The sequence below is a fragment of the Pseudoalteromonas sp. SCSIO 43088 genome, from assembly GCF_023650795.1.
Lineage (GTDB): Bacteria > Pseudomonadota > Gammaproteobacteria > Enterobacterales > Alteromonadaceae > Pseudoalteromonas > Pseudoalteromonas shioyasakiensis.
This window is the reverse complement of sequence record NZ_CP072675.1, coordinates 764,148-781,099: the sequence shown is the minus strand read 5'-3', so window position 1 is coordinate 781,099 and position 16,952 is coordinate 764,148. Positions and strand designations below refer to the sequence as shown.

General features: G+C 41.5%; 13 protein-coding genes and 1 pseudogene. 6 read left to right on the top strand and 8 right to left on the bottom strand.

Annotated features, from left to right (window positions below):
• The first annotated feature begins 141 nt into the window (after window positions 1-141).
• A complete protein-coding gene (locus J8Z28_RS03590) occupies window positions 142-843 on the top strand; it encodes a transporter substrate-binding domain-containing protein (protein WP_250659903.1) in 702 nt (233 codons plus the stop codon).
• Here J8Z28_RS03590 and J8Z28_RS03585 read toward each other — a convergent pair.
• From J8Z28_RS03585 to zntR, 4 genes are all read right to left on the bottom strand, one after another.
• On the bottom strand, window positions 840-1,085 hold the full coding sequence (locus J8Z28_RS03585; RefSeq protein WP_055197682.1) for a DUF1289 domain-containing protein: 246 nt from the start codon (window positions 1,083-1,085) through the stop codon (window positions 840-842). The genes J8Z28_RS03590 and J8Z28_RS03585 overlap by 4 nt on opposite strands.
• A 262-nt stretch (window positions 1,086-1,347) precedes the next feature.
• Window positions 1,348-2,478, bottom strand: coding sequence for a 1-acyl-sn-glycerol-3-phosphate acyltransferase (locus J8Z28_RS03580; protein ID WP_054562756.1), 1,131 nt, complete (start codon window positions 2,476-2,478; stop codon window positions 1,348-1,350).
• A 155-nt stretch (window positions 2,479-2,633) separates the two neighbouring features.
• Window positions 2,634-3,914, bottom strand: coding sequence for an SO_0444 family Cu/Zn efflux transporter (locus J8Z28_RS03575; protein WP_250659902.1), 1,281 nt, complete (start codon window positions 3,912-3,914; stop codon window positions 2,634-2,636).
• Window positions 3,898-4,311 carry a Zn(2+)-responsive transcriptional regulator gene (gene zntR / locus J8Z28_RS03570; protein WP_082401639.1) on the bottom strand — a complete coding sequence of 138 codons (414 nt, stop codon included), beginning with the start codon at window positions 4,309-4,311 and terminating at the stop codon, window positions 3,898-3,900. Before zntR ends, J8Z28_RS03575 begins: the two co-directional genes overlap by 17 nt.
• Window positions 4,312-4,405: 94 nt before the next feature.
• Here zntR and J8Z28_RS03565 point away from each other — a divergent pair, with 94 nt between their 5' ends.
• A complete protein-coding gene (locus J8Z28_RS03565) occupies window positions 4,406-5,350 on the top strand; it encodes a D-2-hydroxyacid dehydrogenase (protein WP_054562758.1) in 945 nt (314 codons plus the stop codon).
• A gap of 163 nt (window positions 5,351-5,513) precedes the next feature.
• Window positions 5,514-5,894, top strand: coding sequence for a DUF3192 domain-containing protein (locus tag J8Z28_RS03560; protein ID WP_054562759.1), 381 nt, complete (start codon window positions 5,514-5,516; stop codon window positions 5,892-5,894).
• A gap of 32 nt (window positions 5,895-5,926) precedes the next feature.
• On the opposite strand, the gene J8Z28_RS03555 is transcribed toward J8Z28_RS03560, so the two are convergent.
• From J8Z28_RS03555 to J8Z28_RS03545, 3 genes and pseudogenes are all read right to left on the bottom strand, one after another.
• Window positions 5,927-6,850 (bottom strand): GGDEF domain-containing response regulator, encoded by a 924-nt coding sequence (locus J8Z28_RS03555; RefSeq protein ID WP_054562760.1) that lies wholly within the window; start codon window positions 6,848-6,850, stop codon window positions 5,927-5,929.
• Between the two features lie 43 nt (window positions 6,851-6,893).
• Window positions 6,894-10,247, bottom strand: coding sequence for a response regulator (locus tag J8Z28_RS03550; protein ID WP_250659901.1), 3,354 nt, complete (start codon window positions 10,245-10,247; stop codon window positions 6,894-6,896).
• Between the two features lie 62 nt (window positions 10,248-10,309).
• Window positions 10,310-11,705 (bottom strand): annotated as a pseudogene (locus tag J8Z28_RS03545) (PhoH family protein).
• Between the two features lie 299 nt (window positions 11,706-12,004).
• Here J8Z28_RS03545 and rapA point away from each other — a divergent pair.
• Window positions 12,005-14,899 (top strand): RNA polymerase-associated protein RapA, encoded by a 2,895-nt coding sequence (rapA, locus tag J8Z28_RS03540; RefSeq protein WP_054562763.1) that lies wholly within the window; start codon window positions 12,005-12,007, stop codon window positions 14,897-14,899.
• Between the two features lie 103 nt (window positions 14,900-15,002).
• Here the strand turns inward: rapA and J8Z28_RS03535 are convergent, their stop codons facing one another.
• On the bottom strand, window positions 15,003-15,185 hold the full coding sequence (locus tag J8Z28_RS03535) for a hypothetical protein (protein ID WP_054562764.1): 183 nt from the start codon (window positions 15,183-15,185) through the stop codon (window positions 15,003-15,005).
• 133 nt (window positions 15,186-15,318) lie between these two features.
• Here J8Z28_RS03535 and rluA point away from each other — a divergent pair, with 133 nt between their 5' ends.
• Window positions 15,319-15,972: a bifunctional tRNA pseudouridine(32) synthase/23S rRNA pseudouridine(746) synthase RluA gene (rluA, locus tag J8Z28_RS03530; protein WP_082401641.1), complete on the top strand. Its 654-nt coding sequence runs from the start codon at window positions 15,319-15,321 to the stop codon at window positions 15,970-15,972.
• 80 nt (window positions 15,973-16,052) lie between these two features.
• Entirely contained in the window at window positions 16,053-16,952 is a 900-nt protein-coding gene (locus J8Z28_RS03525; RefSeq protein WP_250659900.1) for a DUF3530 family protein, read from the top strand.

Below are 16,952 nucleotides of genomic sequence, written 5' to 3'. Positions count from 1 at the left end.
TAAATTTTTTGATTTCACAAGTATAACAAAATTAACAGGCTTTAATCCCTTTTATTAGCTTAAAAAGCACAGGGATAAGCTTGATTTTGGAAACACATATCAGTAAATTAACGAGCAATTTATGTACGCAAGGAACGCACGTTGTCGAAGTATCTGAGTCACAGATTTGCCTTATTTTTGCTGTTTTTTTGCTTCTCAAGTAGTGCCAGCACTAATTTACTGATCTTTAATCGCCCCGCTGATACACCACAAGCTCGCTATGTTATTGATTTAATGAAAATGGCATACAAAGAAATTGGCTATGAGATCCATATAATCGATTTTAATCATCAAAATGCGCTGGTTGCTGCAAACCAAGGTGTGCTCGATGGGCAACTAGGGCGCATTGCCGATGTTAAAGACGATTATCCTAATTTATTGAAAGTAGACTATGCGCTTTTTGATTTTAATCTAGTGCTACTGAAAAACTGCCGACAATGCCAATATGAAGATCTTAAATCGTTAGCAATTCAGTCAAGCTACCCAGCGGCTCAGAGTTATATCGATAACCACCCATTTGCAGGCGATGTGATCAAGGTTAGAAATGTCACTGCGCAGCTTAATTTACTCACGCAAAAACGTGTTGAAGGGACAATATTACTAGACTTTTTATTGTCGACTAAGCATCCGGGGTTTGATCAAACAGCCTTTCATAAACAGGTTTTAATGCCGATGCAGAGCTTTCACTTTGTGCATAAACGGCATAAAGCGATAATTCCGCAACTGACTAAAGTACTTAAAAAGCTTGATGAAAACGGCACGGTGCAATTTTTAAAATCGAAATACAACCTCAGTAAATTTTAAAAATCAAAACCGCCTTGCTCAGGATTTGTTTGTTGCTGCTCTGCCTGCTGTTTTTTCTGAAGATAACGTTTATAACGCTGTTGGCATAAGCTAATGACTTTACGTTTTTCTGCATTGGTAAACTTATTCCAATAAAAACGCTCATCACGACTGCGGTAGCAACCTTTACAATAGCCTCGGTTATTAACTTGGCATATCCCTTTGCAAGGGCTTGGAATTTCAAATATTTCAATTTGTTGCATCACAAATGCCGGTTAATAAAGAATATTAAAAGTATAGCCTGAAAATTAACCATAAAAAAAGCCACTTTAAAAAGTGGCTTCTTAAACTAATACCAATTCGCTTAATTAAGTAGTTTATTTTGAGGCAAGAAAACCTTGTTGATAACAAGGAGAAAATTTCGTTATTTAGTTGTTCTAAATGAGAAATTTTTAACGCAGGTAGCGACAGGTTTAATCCCTCAAAATGATTAAGTATTATTGCGGATTGGTATAATTGTTTCGCTTACTCAGATTCGCTTGTGGCAAGTTCTGCTTTACGATGAAAAGGTTTAGCATACATAGCTAATACCAAAGGTTTTAGCTCCTCTGGCACTTTTGCTAGTCGCTCGTTAAATGCAGCAGCATCTTTTTCGTCAATCACAGCTTGCGTACAACCACCCGCTATATAGTTACCTGGGTGTAAGAAAAACGAATCAACAATTTGCTGATCAATGGTTTTTGCCAGCTCTTCAGGTGATTCGCAGCCCGATTCAATTGGTTCGCCAAACGCTAAATGTACATGCCCTTTAGCTGTACTAAAACCTTCAACAATACTAGCAATATCTTCACCTTGCTGTTTCACATACTGACCATGTTGCTGTTTATGATAAAGCTCTTTCGCTTTTGCAATCGCGCATGGCTCGTATTGATAAGAGATAGACACTGGCACAATTTTTAATTCGCGTACGTACTCAGCAAATTCTTTTTTCTGCTTACGACCTTGTAACTGCAACATTTTAAGTAAGGCAGGATCTGTTTGATCAAAACCGTCTTTTGCTCGGCCTTCTTTTTGCGCTATCCAAATTGAGTGGCCTTCAGCAAGTGAGTCATAGATATAAGCAGACAGCTGCGACAATGCTTTAAGCATCTCTTTTGGAGCTTTCGCTGAGCGCTTTACAATAAAGCTCTTGTTTAAACGCATTAACTCAGTGATATAAGGAATTTGCAGCAAGTTATCACCAATTGCGATGCGAACTGTCGGCATGTTGTGCTTGAACAAGCCCCAATTCACCAACGCAGGATCAAGCACAATATCGCGGTGATTAGAGATAAATAAGTAAGCTTGTTTTGGGTCTAGTTTATCGATGCCCGAAAACGTTACTTCTGAAGTCGTACGGGTGATTAGTTTATTTAAATAATCAGCCACTTCATGCTGAACTTGCTCAACCGATGCGGTGTTGCCCCACTTTTTACGCAGCTGACTGCGCACTAATGGGCGAGTAATAAATGGGAAGTTCGATAAAAAGCGCGGTAGGTTATACTTAGCGATTACATCTACAAAGGCATTATCAGCAATCAAACGCGCTACTGAATCAGCTACTTCATCATCATTGTAAGGTCTTATGTCGGCGTATTTATCCACACTTTCACTCATTAAAAACTACTTAAGTTAAAAAACGGCACGCTGAGCGTGCCGTTAAAAATAATTGGCGGATTATAACTCAGGCAATTTTAAATGCGAACCGAGACGCGATAGTTAACCAAATTAAATGCCAATTAATGTAGAAAATATATATCTATAACAAATAATTAAGCAATGCTCTTACCAGTTTTCGACGCCTTTTTTAATACCATTTTTAGCAGTAATCTAAGCATTAAAATTGCCAACACAATACCTGCCACAAGGCTTAACCAATGTGGTAGAACTTCATGCTCTTCGCCCATCATCGGCGCCACCACAAAACCATATTGCGCCACTAAATAATCGGTTAAAAAGCCAAATGCCAGCGCCGTGCCAATCACCCCTATTAAGTAGGCAAATACCGCACGCTTGCCAAGCTCTTTTCCAACCACACCAAGCGTTGCAATGTTGGTTGCCGGCCCTGCCAACATAAACACCAACACCGCCCCCGGAGACACACCACTGAGTAATAAGCCTGCCGCAATAGGTGTCGATGCAGTAGCACAAATATACATAGGAATACTGATTAAAATAACCACCAGCATCGCCAGAATGCCATTACCCCACTGGCTTAAAAAAGATTCTGGTACATAAGTTTGTACTAGAGCAGCAAAGAATAAACCGATCATTAGCCAAATCATGGTGTCTTCAAGCAGCTTGTTGCAACTAAAGCTCACCGCGCGTTTCAGTTTGCTAAAACGACTTTCAACGGCTTTAGTTGACTGCTCAGTGCTGCAACAGCTTTTCTGCGAAGGTGCTGCTTTTTCAGTTGCGCAACTGTGTTGCGGCTCCTGTGTTGGTTGCGATTCCTTGCTACTACAACAACTTGTTGTTTTAGCAGGCTCAAGTTCTTGAGGTGATTGCTTACTACAACAACTTTGTGCGGGCTTAGGAGGCGCTTCTTTACTGCAACAGCTTGATGTGGTCACAGGTTCAGGCTGTTTACTGCTACAACAAGATGTTGATTCTGAGTCTTTTTCATCTGATGCTGTGTTTTGATGCTGATGAAGCTCGCTCTCTTTACCTACTAATACTCCCGCCATAATCGCACTACACACGGCGGCAATAGGACGTATTACCGCCATAAATGGGCCTAGTAATACATAAGATACCGAAACCGAATCGACCCCAGTTTCAGGGGTTGAAACTAAAAATGCTGTGGTGGCACTTTTTGACGCCCCCGCCCTTCTCAAACCAATGGCCGCAGGGATCACACCACATGAACACAATGGCATTGGAGCTCCAATAAAGGCTGCTTTAACTGTGGTCCATAACCCTTCTTTGCCTAAATGCCGGTTAAGAAAGTTAGCAGGCAAATACACATTGAGAAGACCAGCTATGAATAAACCCAACATTAACCAAGGCGCTGAAAGTAAAAACAGATGCCAAAAATTATTGAGTAAGTCCATCGATATCCTCCAGCGTCGTTAGTATTGAACAGTTTTCAGCAGGCTCTTCTCCGCCACAGCATTTATCTGCTAATAATGATAGTGAGTCATAAAAGCGAGTAAGCTCTGCAATTCGTTGTGCAACGAGATCACGTTTTTGTATCGTCATCTCTTTAACTTCATGACAAGAATGCTGATCTTTATGAAACTTAATTTGCAGTAGCTCTTTGATCTCAGCCAGACTAAAGCCAACATTCTTTGCTCTGAGAATAAACGCCATTTGTTTATAGTCATTCTCAGAATAAAAACGATATCCCACGTCTGAACGCGAACTAGGCGTTAACAAACCATGCTTTTCGTAGTACCGTAGCGTATCTGTTGAGACACCCAACTGACGGGCAAACTCACCTATTTTCATCACCGTCTCCATTGTGAAGCGTTTATTTATTATGCTCACTATAAACCTTGGAGTACACCCCAAGGTCAAGCAATAAATTAAAAAAGGAAAGCACATGAATATTACTGTCCTTGATGCAGCGACATTAGCCAACACTTCGTTAGATGCCTTAGCGCAATTAGGTAAATTAACCTGTTACGATTTAACCGCTAAAGAACAGGTTGTTGAGCGCTGCCAAGATGCCGATATCGTTATCAGTAATAAAGTGGTGATTGATCAGAACGCCATGAGCAAATTAACTAATTTAAAATTAATATGTGTTGCAGCGACAGGGACTAACAACATTGATTTAAGTGCAGCCAAAGAACATAACATCGCAGTGACAAATGTAGCGGGCTATTCAACACCGAGTGTGGTGCAACATACCTTTACTCTCATCACTAATTTACTGGGCAATACTCACAGATACATTAATGATTGCCAGCAAGGCTTATGGCAGCAAAGCCCTATGTTTTGCCGTTTAGATTACAGCTTTAATGAAATTGCCGGCAAAACACTGGCTATTGTTGGCTATGGCTCACTGGGTAAAGCCGTTGCCGATGTAGCACGCGCCTTTGGTGCCAATGTCATCATTAGTGAACGAAAAGGCCAAACGCCTCGTGAAGGTCGTGTTAGTTTCAATGATGCCCTAACCACAGCCGATATCATTAGTGTTCACTGCCCGCTTACTGATGAAACGCGCAACCAAATCGCTGCGGCAGAATTAAGCATGATGAAACCGTCAGCTATCATCATTAACACTGCTCGTGGTGGGATCATCAATGAAGCCGATTTAGCTGATGCATTAGCTAATAATATTATTGCCGGAGCCGGTGTTGATGTACTCAGTAAAGAACCCGCAGAGCAAGAAAACCCGCTGGCACTATACAAAGGTGCAAACTTATTACTTACTCCACACATTGCATGGGCGAGCCAAGAATCTATTGTGCGCTTAGTTAACGAAATTGCGTTAAATATCCAAGCATTTAATCAAGGCGAAACACGTAACAGGTTGGTCTAAACCGCAATTTATTAGTCAATAGAGCTAAGTAATTAGTAATTTATTACTTAACTCATTGACCAAACACAATCTAAGCAATTGATTTAGTTGTGATTTACAAGTTTGGCAAGCAGTTTGCTATTAAGTGAATAACTATAAAACAATTTCTTCGGGATAAAATAACATGAAAAAAGCACTTCTTATTGCCGCGCTAACAGCTCCATTTTTAACTGGTTGTGTCATTGCTGTTTCTGACGGTGAAGCCGACACACATTGGGCTGGTAACTCTTCTAGCTGGCAAAAACAGCATAAAAATAACCGTGAAGTGATTTCTAATCTTGCATTAGATACGAGCTACCAAACTGTATTAAACAAACTAAATACACCTAACTTTACCGAGTTATTAAAGCAAGGTGATGATGTTTACCAAGTATTATTCTATGCAACGCATAGTATTCACTCTGATGGCAAGATGACTAAAGACGAGTGTACGCCACTCGTATTTAAAAATGATAAGTTAATTGGCGTAGGTGATACGATTTATAAATCACTTAGCAATGGTTAATAAATAATTTGAAACGAATGAGTAGGCTTTGCCTACTCATGTTCATTTACTGCGATCATTCTCGATACTATCTGATCTCGCCCGGCGTCTTTAGCCTGATAAAGACCTAAATCAGCTTCTTCAAGTAAGGTTTGTTCTGCATAAACCTGACCATTTTCTGTGGTCGCAATACCAATACTAATTGTGACATGGTCGGCATTTAGCGACGCTTTATGTGGGATGTTTAAATCATTCACCGCATTGCGCAGTTTATTTGCAAACGACATAGCCTCTTTAGCTGAAGTATTGGGCAACACCGCAGCAAACTCTTCACCACCATAACGAGCAACAAAGTCACTGCCTCGTTCACACGCCCCAACTAAGGCATGAGCAATTTGTTTTAAGCAATCATCACCTGCTCGGTGACCATAGCAATCGTTGTAACGCTTGAAGTGATCAACATCCATCAATAACACAGATAGCGGGGTTTGATCTCGACGGCAACGACGCCACTCTCGCGCTAAATTTTCATCTAAATAACGTCGGTTTGGGATCTCTGTTAAGCCATCAATTGAGGCGAGCATTTCGAGTAAGTCATTTTTTTGTTTGATCAGCAACTGATTACGCACTCGAGCACGCACGATAGCAGCACTAAATGGTTTAGTGATGTAGTCCATCGCGCCTAATTCAAGGCCCTTCGCTTCGTCATCATGGCTGGTATTGGCAGAAATAAATATTACAGGCAGCATACTGGTAGTCGCGCTTTCTTTTAACTTAGTAAGCACTTCGTAGCCGTCAATGCCGGGCATTACAATATCCAAGATCAACAAATCAACAGTTTGCGTTTTTAAAAACGTCAGTGCTTTTTCGCCACTCTCAACACAAAAAACATCATAGTCTTGCTGCAATGTTTTCTCTAATACCAAGCGGTTTAACGGATCGTCATCAACAATCAGTACCTTGGCTCTTTTCAACATCAGTAGATCCTTGTTCGATGATAAATGCGATGACCTGTTTTATTTACCATTGCAACTCATCATTTAATTGTTCGGGCAGTTCGCCATCTGCTTTAAGCCTAGCTTCACATTGCTGAGCGCACGCTGACAATCGCTTAAAACCGAGATTTCCGGCTGACCCTTTTACATTATGAACCACACGGACCAACTCATCGGTAGTTTTTAATGTAGAGATTTGTAATAACTGCTCTGCTGCCATAGTCGCAAACTTCGACAACATAGTTAATACTAACTTAGTATTGTTTGCAAACTGAGACAGTATAAAAGCTTGATCAAAAAAGACTTCTTTTGTGTTATCGAGTTCACTCATTGCTAAAAACAACTTACTAGCAACAATCGGTTTAGTTAAATGCTTATTCATACCCGCCGCGATTGAATGCTCAATATCTTCGCTTTCACTGTGTGCAGTGAGTGCGTAAATCGGCATTTGTTCTTTGGTGAATGACTGACGAATAATACGCGTTGCCTGACAACCATCCATTTCTGGCATCTGAATATCCATAAAAATGAGATCGGGCCTTAAGCTATTTGCCAGTTCAATGCCTTTTTCACCACTGTGTGCACACACAACGGTGACATCAATTTGCTCTAAAATACTTTTAATAATGCTTAAATTAAGCGGGTTATCATCCACAGCCAGCACTAACATGCCAGATAAATCAGTACTAGAAGGCAATGAAACCAGTTCTTTTTTCACAGGCTCCGCGGCTTTATCTAGCTGTAAGCAAAAGCAAAATTCACTGCCTTTACCTTTTTCGCTTTCCAGCTTAATTTCGCCTCCCATTAGCGCAACTTCGTACTTAACAATCGCTAAGCCTAAGCCAACGCCCTGATGAGAGCGCGTTAATGATTCATCACCTTGAGTAAATGCATCAAATAAGCGGCTTTGATCTGCCTTGCTAATACCAATGCCCGTGTCTTTAACAGTAAAGCAAATGAGTTGCTGCTCAGCTGACTCTTCCACCAGCATTAAGTTTAATGTCACTGTGCCTTGTTCGGTGAATTTGGCAGCGTTGGTCAGTAAATTAGCCAGTACTTGCTGCAAGCAAATTTGATCACCCACTAAGTTATCGCTAATGCTTTTATCGCATTCGACTTTAAACTCGATATCTTTATTTGCGCATAAAGGGGCTGTTATTCCCTGACAGTAGTCGATTAAATCAGGCACACTAAAAGGGGCTTTATTAAGTTGTACTTGCGAGCTTTCAGCGCGGGCAAAGTCGAGCATACGATTTAGTAAAGTAAGCAAGCTATTGGCTGCTGATTTTGCTTGTTCGGCATGATTACGCTGCGGCTGTGTTAAACCTTGTAAAGCGATGACATCAATTAAGCCTAGTACAGCATTGAGTGGTGTGCGTATTTCATGACTAAGGTTTGCAATGAAGCGGCTCTTAGCTAATGTTGCCCGCTCTGCGTCATCTTTTGCTTTTACTAAGTCCGTCACATCCTGTACATGAACAACATAGTAATCAGGTGTTTGCTCGGCATTCCAAACTAATGACACACTAATTTGTAGCCAGCGCTGTAGCTCTTGCTGCTCAAGGCTAAAGTGATACACTTTTTTCTTCTCATGCAACAGCTCTGTCAGGGTATTTTTTAATGTCTGATAAGACGTCTCAGCAAATAAGTCTATTAGTTTGAGGTCATTGGCGTTTTCAATTGCAAAGATTTTGCGTGCCGCTTTATTTGCTTGCAGCACCTGATCGTCAAGCGATACCAACAGCACCCCATTAGCAGCATACTCCATGGCACTGCGTAATTTTGCTTCGGAGCTTTGTAATGCATTGAGCGCATTATGCTGCTCGGTAATATCACGACCAATTGCCATAGTGCCAAGAAATTGCTGATGTTCGTTGTAAAATGGCACGATGCTAAATAGATAACTGTTATCTTCTGTGGTCAATCTTTTTTGATAAGCTTGGCGGTCTTTGAGTACTTGCTTTTCAAGCTCGTTTAACTCGCCATTATCATCGCTAATGTCACATAATTGCTGCCCTACTAACTTCTCTTGTGGCAAGCCGATATAGCGCTCATACGCCTTATTACAGCCTAAAAACGAGCCATCAATATTCTTAAAATAAATTAGGTCAGGTACGTTATTGAGCATAGTATTTAATAGCGCTAAATGACGCTCTTTCGCATCAATACTACGACGCAATTGTTTTGACTTTACCTGTACTTGCGAATCAAGCGCTTTATTTGCCTCTTGTAACGACTGAACGAGCTCTTCATTACGGCTAAACACCTTTTTCACACGGCTGAACCAAGGCTGCCAATCAACAGGAATACGATAATGAACTAACGCTTGTTTGCCTTCATCATGCTGCTCAAGATAATTCATTAAGTGCGTCATTGGTTTTACAAAAATGCGCTGACTCAACCAAAAAACAGCGCTGAACATCATCACTAAAAACACACTCAAAAATGCGAATTCTAAAAAAATGTCGTAGCCTACAGGTTCACTCAGGGCTTGCTTTGATTCATAGAAACGAGTGTAAATAGGTAAGTTTGTTGCTTCTTGCACTAAATGACTGTGGTTATTCTTGCTCATATCTATCGCGACATTCGGCCAATGCTCGCTGGCACTTATGGCAGTATTAGGCTCTGTCTTTGAGCTGGCAATGACTTGGTTATCTTGGTTTATAAAAATATACTCACCATAGTTAGGCGCTATTTTTTTTAACCAGTTAGAAATTGCTTTAAGGTCATAAATCAACACAATGTAATCACGACTATTAGCGGCTCGTTGCTTGCCAATAGCAAAGTAGGCATGGCCATTTATGGTCAACACAGAGCTCGAAGCAAGCTTGTTGCTATTGATTGATAAAGGTCGAAATTTGTTATCTAACACACTGGTCAGAAATTCACTTTTTGCTGTGTTACGGCGCTTAATATAAACAAAGCCTTGCTCATTAACATAAGCAACCGCTTCTAAAGATTGAATAAGCGACAGCGTGGTATTAAACGAGGGACCGAGGGCAATAACTCGTCGCCATTGATTAATTGCGTAAGCGGTTGAGGCAAACTTTCCTTGCCCGACTATCTCCCCCACTCCATCGCCCACACTTTGGTAGTAATAGTGATCGTATTGATTCACATTGCGTGCCCAACTAGGATCAAAATCATAAGAAAGTGGCTGCTCATATAGCTTGAACATGGTGTCTATAAGGCCATCTGCGGCACGCATAGCATGGCTAAGCTGAGCTGAAATATTATTAAAACCGTTTTGCCTGCTTTCTATCGCCCGCTCAAGTTTTAAATTATATAAGTGTAAACACAAAAAAAACGCCACCAGCAGCGGCACAATAAGTGCCACTGCCAAAGAGCGATAATAATGCTTTAACGGTAAAAAATTCACTGGCTTATAAGTACCTTACCTCGATAACAGCTAGGTTAACGAGGCATAGGAATACTGGCAAGTTATAAATTTTCTTCAGCAAAGCTGGCTAAGCGGCTACGTACCACACCGTTTAAATTAACGGTAGCACTGCCCTGAAAATCTTTAAAACGTTCAACAATATAGGTTAAGCCTGAGGTAACTGGCGTGAGGTAGTTACTATCAATTTGCGCCAAGTTACCTGAGCAAATGAGTTTAGTGCCTTCACCGCAGCGAGTAATAATGGTTTTCAGCTGTGAAGCGGTTAAGTTTTGACTTTCATCCAAAATAACAACCGCGTTTTGAATACTACGGCCGCGCATAAAGTTTACTGATTTAAACTGTACGTTGGCTTTTTCCATAATGTAATTACGACTCGAAATTGGATTTTCGTCTCCTTTATGCAGCACTTCTAAGGTATCGGTAATAGCAGCTAACCACGGCGCCATTTTCTCTTCTTCAGTGCCAGGTAAAAAGCCAATTGATTCAGCAATTTCTGGGGTATTGCGAGTAACAATCACTTTATCGTAAATACCTTTTTCTATAATCATTTCGAGGGCACTAGCAAGAGCGAGCAAGGTTACCACAGCCGGCAGGACCAGTTAAAATCACCAATTCAATACTTGGGTCAAGTAGCGCATCAAGTGCCATCCCTTGATAAACATTTTTTGGCTTAACCCCCCAAGCGGTATGGCTCATCAAGCGCTCAACACTAATATCCTTTAAAGTAATGTGTTTATCATCGTAGCTTGTTACTCGAGCCGCAAAGTGGTCGCTTTCATCTAAAATATATTCATTACAGAACACATCGCTAATCGTGCTTTTAGCCACATGATGATAGGTATCTCGGCCTTGCTGCTCTGTTTCGCATTCTCCAACCTGTTGCCAAAAATCACCTTCAATTTTTTTATAGCCGCTTGTAAGCAATGCTATGTCGTCAATTAATTGGTCAGTTCTGTAGTCTTCAACAAATTTAAGCCCTGCCCCTTTCGCTTTTAGGCGCATATTGATGTCTTTAGTGACAAGCACCACTTTGCTATCGCTGTGTTGCTTCTGTAAATGAACAGCACAATTGATGATGCGGTGGTCGTTTTCGTTGCCCGGTAACCCCGAAATACTGTCTGCAAATAAATGGTCATTAACGATAATTAAGCGGCCACGAGATCCTGTTTTAGCCTTTTTGTTACTAGGAAGCGCGACACCCTGCAACATTTGCTCTGGCGAAGCGTCCTTTAACACTTCATCTAAACCACGAATAGCAACACGGGCGTCACGGCTAACGTCATGTTTCCTATCTTTAATGTGGTCGAGCTCTTCTAATACTGTCATGGGGATAACAACATCATGTTCTTGGAAAGATAAATAAGCGAGGGGTTCGTGGAGTAATACATTGGTATCGAGCACATACATTTTACTATCAAGGTTCGAAGCTTTTTCCATAGCACTTTCCTTACGTTTTATGATTTTTATGCTATACCCAATAAACTAAACAAGCGGCGGATGAAGCTATGGTTTATTCGTCAGGTATATACTCAGTTTAGTCTATTTACGACAAAAGTCCTTTTTATGACAAACAAATATACAATTATTTAACTGGTTAAAATACATACAATTTTTACCGTTAATAATAGCTTAAAAAGGTTGACTAAATTTAATTGTGTGCGGCGAGTTTACTGCCTTGAAGTAGCATGGCGTTACAGGTAACATAGCCGCCTTTTTTCTTCATAGACGAGACATACATGAATTTTTCCTTAGGTCAGCGTTGGATCAGTGATACTGAGTCAGATTTAGGATTAGGCACCGTTGTTGCCCTTGAAGGCCGTCAGGTCAGCATTTTATTTCCAGCCAGTGGAGAAAACAGAGTTTATTCTTTAACAGAAGCACCTGTTACTCGTGTCGCATTTAATCCAGGTGATATTATTCGCAGCGTTGAAGAGTGGGAATTAGAAGTCGAGTCTGTTGAAGAGCAAGGCGAGTTACTATGCTATCACGGCATTCGTATTGATAATGGTGAAAAAGCGCAGTTAAAAGAAACCTTTTTAGATCACTTTATCAAATTCAATAAACCACAAGACCGTTTATTTGCAGGTCAAGTGGACCGCTTTGACCGCTACACGCTTCGCTACCAAACTTGGCAGCACCAGTTTGAGCGCCAACAATCTCCTTTAAAAGGTTTAATTGGTCAGCGCGCAAACCTTATTCCGCATCAGCTTTACATTGCACAAGAAGTGGGTAAACGTTTTGCACCACGCGTTTTACTTTCTGACGAAGTGGGTTTAGGTAAAACCATTGAAGCAGGTATGATTTTACATCAACAAATCATCAGTGGCCGTGCTAGCCGCGTATTGATTGTTGTGCCTGAAAACTTACAGCATCAGTGGTTAGTAGAAATGCTACGCCGCTTTAACTTACGTTTTTCAATCTTTGATGAAGAACGTTGTGATGAAGCATTCGCAGACTCTCCAAACGTATTCGAAACAGAACAGTTAGTACTTACTAGCCTTGAGTTCTTAAGCAAGAAAAAACGCTGGTTTGAGCAAGCAACTCTGGCTGATTGGGATTTATTGGTTGTTGATGAAGCGCACCATTTAAGTATCAATAATGGTAAGCCAAGCACTGAATACCAACGCATGGCAGAGTTAAGCCAAGACATTCCGGGCCTTATCTTATTAACTGCAACGCCAGATCAACTTGGTCACCGCAGTCACTTTGCCCGCTTACAATTACTCGACCCAGATCGTTTCTACGACTACGATGCGTTTGTTGAAGAAGAAAGTAACTACAAAGAAGTTGCTGAAGCTGCTAATCAATTACTGGGTGAACAAGGCCTTGATGATGCATCTCGTGCAACATTAAAAGAGCTATTAAAAGAAACCGACATTACTGACCTTTTAGCGAAAGCGGAGCAAGGTGATGAAACGGCGCGCAACGAAATTTTATCAATGCTGCTGGACCGCCATGGTACGGGTCGTATTTTATTTAGAAATAGCCGCAGCGGTATTGATGGCTACCCAAGCCGCAAGCTTCATGCATACCCTATGGCAATGCCTAAACAATATAAAACGGCGATGTCGGTACTGGGTAACATGGGCGGCATTCAAAATGCTGAACTAACGGCACTTCGCGCTCTATTCCCTGAAAAGATCTTCCAAGAGTTTGAAGGTGAAAATGCAAGCTGGGGCGCATTTGACCCACGTGTTGATTGGTTAATCGAAACTTTAAAAACCCTTAAACACGAAAAAGTACTGCTTATCTGTGCTAAAGCAGAAACCGCACTTAGCCTAGAACAGATTTTACGTGAGCGTGAAGCAATTAAAGCCTCTGTTTTTCACGAAGGCATGTCGATTGTTGAACGTGACCGTGCAGCGGCTTACTTTGCCGACGAGTACGACAGCGCGCAAATTCTACTTTGTTCTGAAATTGGTTCTGAAGGTCGTAACTTCCAATTCTCGCATCACTTAGTATTGTTTGATTTACCACTTAATCCAGACTTACTTGAGCAACGTATAGGTCGTCTTGACCGTATTGGTCAAACTCAAGACGTAAACATTCATGTGCCGTATTTTGAAAACACCGCACAAGAAGTGTTATTACGTTGGTACAACGAAGGCTTAGATGCGTTTGAAACAACCTCGACAACAGGGCAAATGCTGTATAAAGAGTATGGCGAAGAACTACTTGAGTTTATTGGTGCACACAATTGCGACGAAGAAGAGCTAGACCCACTACTAGAACAAGTGGCAGGTCAAAATGCCAAGCTTCGTAAGCAAATGGAAAGTGGTCGTGACCGCTTACTAGAGCTGCATTCTAGTGGCCAAGGCCGAGCAGAAAGTCTTGTTGCTGATATCGAAGAGTTAGACGATCAATTCACGCTACCAAGTTATATGATCAATGTGTTCGACACCTTTGGTGTAAGCCAAGAAGATAAAGGTGAAAATACCATTATCTTGAAACCAACTGAGCACATGCTAAATCCATCTTTCCCATGCTTAAAAGATGATGGCATCACAGTAACGTTTGATCGCAGCACCTCGCTTTCGCAAGAAGACGCCCATTTCATCAGCTGGGACCACCCTATGGTGCAAGGCAGCTTAGACATGATTTGTGATGATGACTTTGGTACTGCCTCTGTGGCGTTACTGAAAAACAAAAAGCTACCTGCTGGTACCTTCTTTGTTGAGCTTATTTTCATTGCGGAGGCGATGGCGCCTAAAGCACTTCAGGTTGGCCGCTTCTTGCCACCAACGCCTATTCGTATCTTATTAGATAAGGGTAGTAACAATCTGGCTGATAATGTTGCTTTTGATGCTTTCAATCAGCAGTTGTCTGCGGTTGGTCGCCAAACGGCAAGTAAATTAGCCAGCGCGCTACAAAGTGCCATTCACCCAATGATCACCAGCGCACAAGGCATGGCACAAACCAAGCTAGAAGCACTGCGTGCTGAATCACTAGAGAAAATGCAAACTGCCCTTGGTGAAGAGCAAGCTCGTTTAACGGCACTTAAGCAGATCAACCCGAATATTCGTGATGAAGAGCTTAGCTTCTTTGATAAACAGCGTAGCGAACTCACGACTTACATCGAAAAAGCCCAAGTTAAACTGGATGCAATTCGTTTAATTGTCGTTTCACACTAACGTTGAAGCGCTAAACTCAAAACCACAAACGCGATGTGCTTTCACATCGCGTTTTTTATACAAAAAACACCACAAGGGTAATAATTACGGCCAATGCCGCTAGCTAGCAAAATAACTTAGCTAAGCTTTTGTTTCTTTTTATTAAATCGTCTTTGTAAGCTTGCTTCAAATATACTGCTTGTAGGTCTGAAAAGCCTTTACAATGCGGACACTCTGGCTCAAGGTCATTAACTTCTAAGCCACAACGTGTACAAGGTTTACTGCGAATTAAACCAAGGCGAAACATTCACTTGTCCTTTTATTTAAACTCCATAGCTGAATTTACTGTATCTTAGCTGCTACTCGAAAACCAGCACTGGCATTGTGTATGCGCTCATACTCCTTTAAAATAGCGCACTTGCATATCATCGAGGCTGGCTGTGTTACTCAATTATAATCCCCCAATGACACCTTATTTAAGTATTGTTTATCAAGACGATGACTTGCTTATTGTGAATAAACCAAGTGGTTTACTTACTGTGCCGGGAAAAGATCCAAAACACGCCGACTGCCTTATTGCTCGCATTAATCGCGTTTTTCCAACGGCAAAAATTGTTCATCGCCTTGATATGGCGACCTCTGGCATTATTTGTTTAGCCATGCACAAAGAAGCGCATCGTAATTTAAGCATTCAGTTTCAAGATAGAAAAACTGCAAAACGCTACATTGCTCGTGTATTTGGTAAGCTTGAGCAAGAAACTGGATCGGTAGATTTACCACTTATTTGTGATTGGCCGAACCGACCAAAGCAAATGGTTGATCACGATAATGGCAAACCGTCATTAACCCATTTTAAAGTGCTTGAATATGAACAGAATGCAACTCGTGTTGAGCTTACCCCTATTACTGGGCGTTCTCACCAACTACGTGTGCATATGCTGTCATTGGGTCACCCTATTTTAGGCGATAAGTTGTATGCTCACCCCGAGGCATTCGCCATGGCCCCTCGCTTACAACTGCATGCTGAAATGCTAACCTTAGCTCACCCAGCCAGCGGTGAAACATTGATTTTTGAAGCCGCTCCTGAGTTTTAAGACAATTCGCTAAATATTTAATAAATACTGCCGATAGTTAATCAATAACTGATTTAATTAAAGACTCAGGTAATATCGGCATGAATTTAAAACCCGCACATCGCTTACTTTACGCAGCCTGTTTTGCGTCGATGGGTAATGTGAATGCTGCCGATTTTATTAAACCCACCCCTTGGTCAAGTTTGGTCACTAACGATATTCAACGCTTTTTACCAAGCGATGAAGTACGCACTCTACTTGCTGGTGAAGATGAGTTCATTAGCTTATATCGTCAATCGATGGCAGCCAGTCAACGCGGCATTGTGCTAATCATTCCTGATTGGCAGCACTTACCCACTAATAATGCTGGTATTAACTTTTTGCGCAAGCAGTTAAACGAAATTGGCTATGCAACCCTTGCCATGACCATGCCTGACATTGATTGGCATCCTGCCGATATGGCAACGCCCGAGTCACCTGAGAGCTCTGAACATGAGTCAACACAAACTGTTGAACAAAGCGATGAGCAAGCAGCTTCTGCTCCACCAGCCCAAACGCAACAAGCGCCGCATTTTGTTACGGGTGAGCCCAATATCAGTGAAGCCGTGCTTGATGATTACAAATTAAAGCTAATTGCCAGATTCAATGCCTTGTATAACAGTGCAATGGATGAAGGCGGCAATATTATTGTGGTGGCACAAGGTGCCAGTGCGGGGCTATTGATAGAGCATTATGCTAGCTTTCCAAATAACGAACTAAACGCTTTTATTAGCCTAGGTAGTTATTTACCTAACAGTGTTCGTAACCAGCATCTCAATGCCACGCTTTCAACTATCAGCCCACCGTTACTGGATATTTTTTATAGTGAGGGTAACCCTGACACGCTGCAAAGTGTAAAAGACAGAAAACGCTGGGTAAGAAAACACGCTAAATATGACTACCGTCAAAGAGAGTTATTTGGTGTGCCTTCAGAGCCTGAGCAGCACCAGCGACTGCTTTAA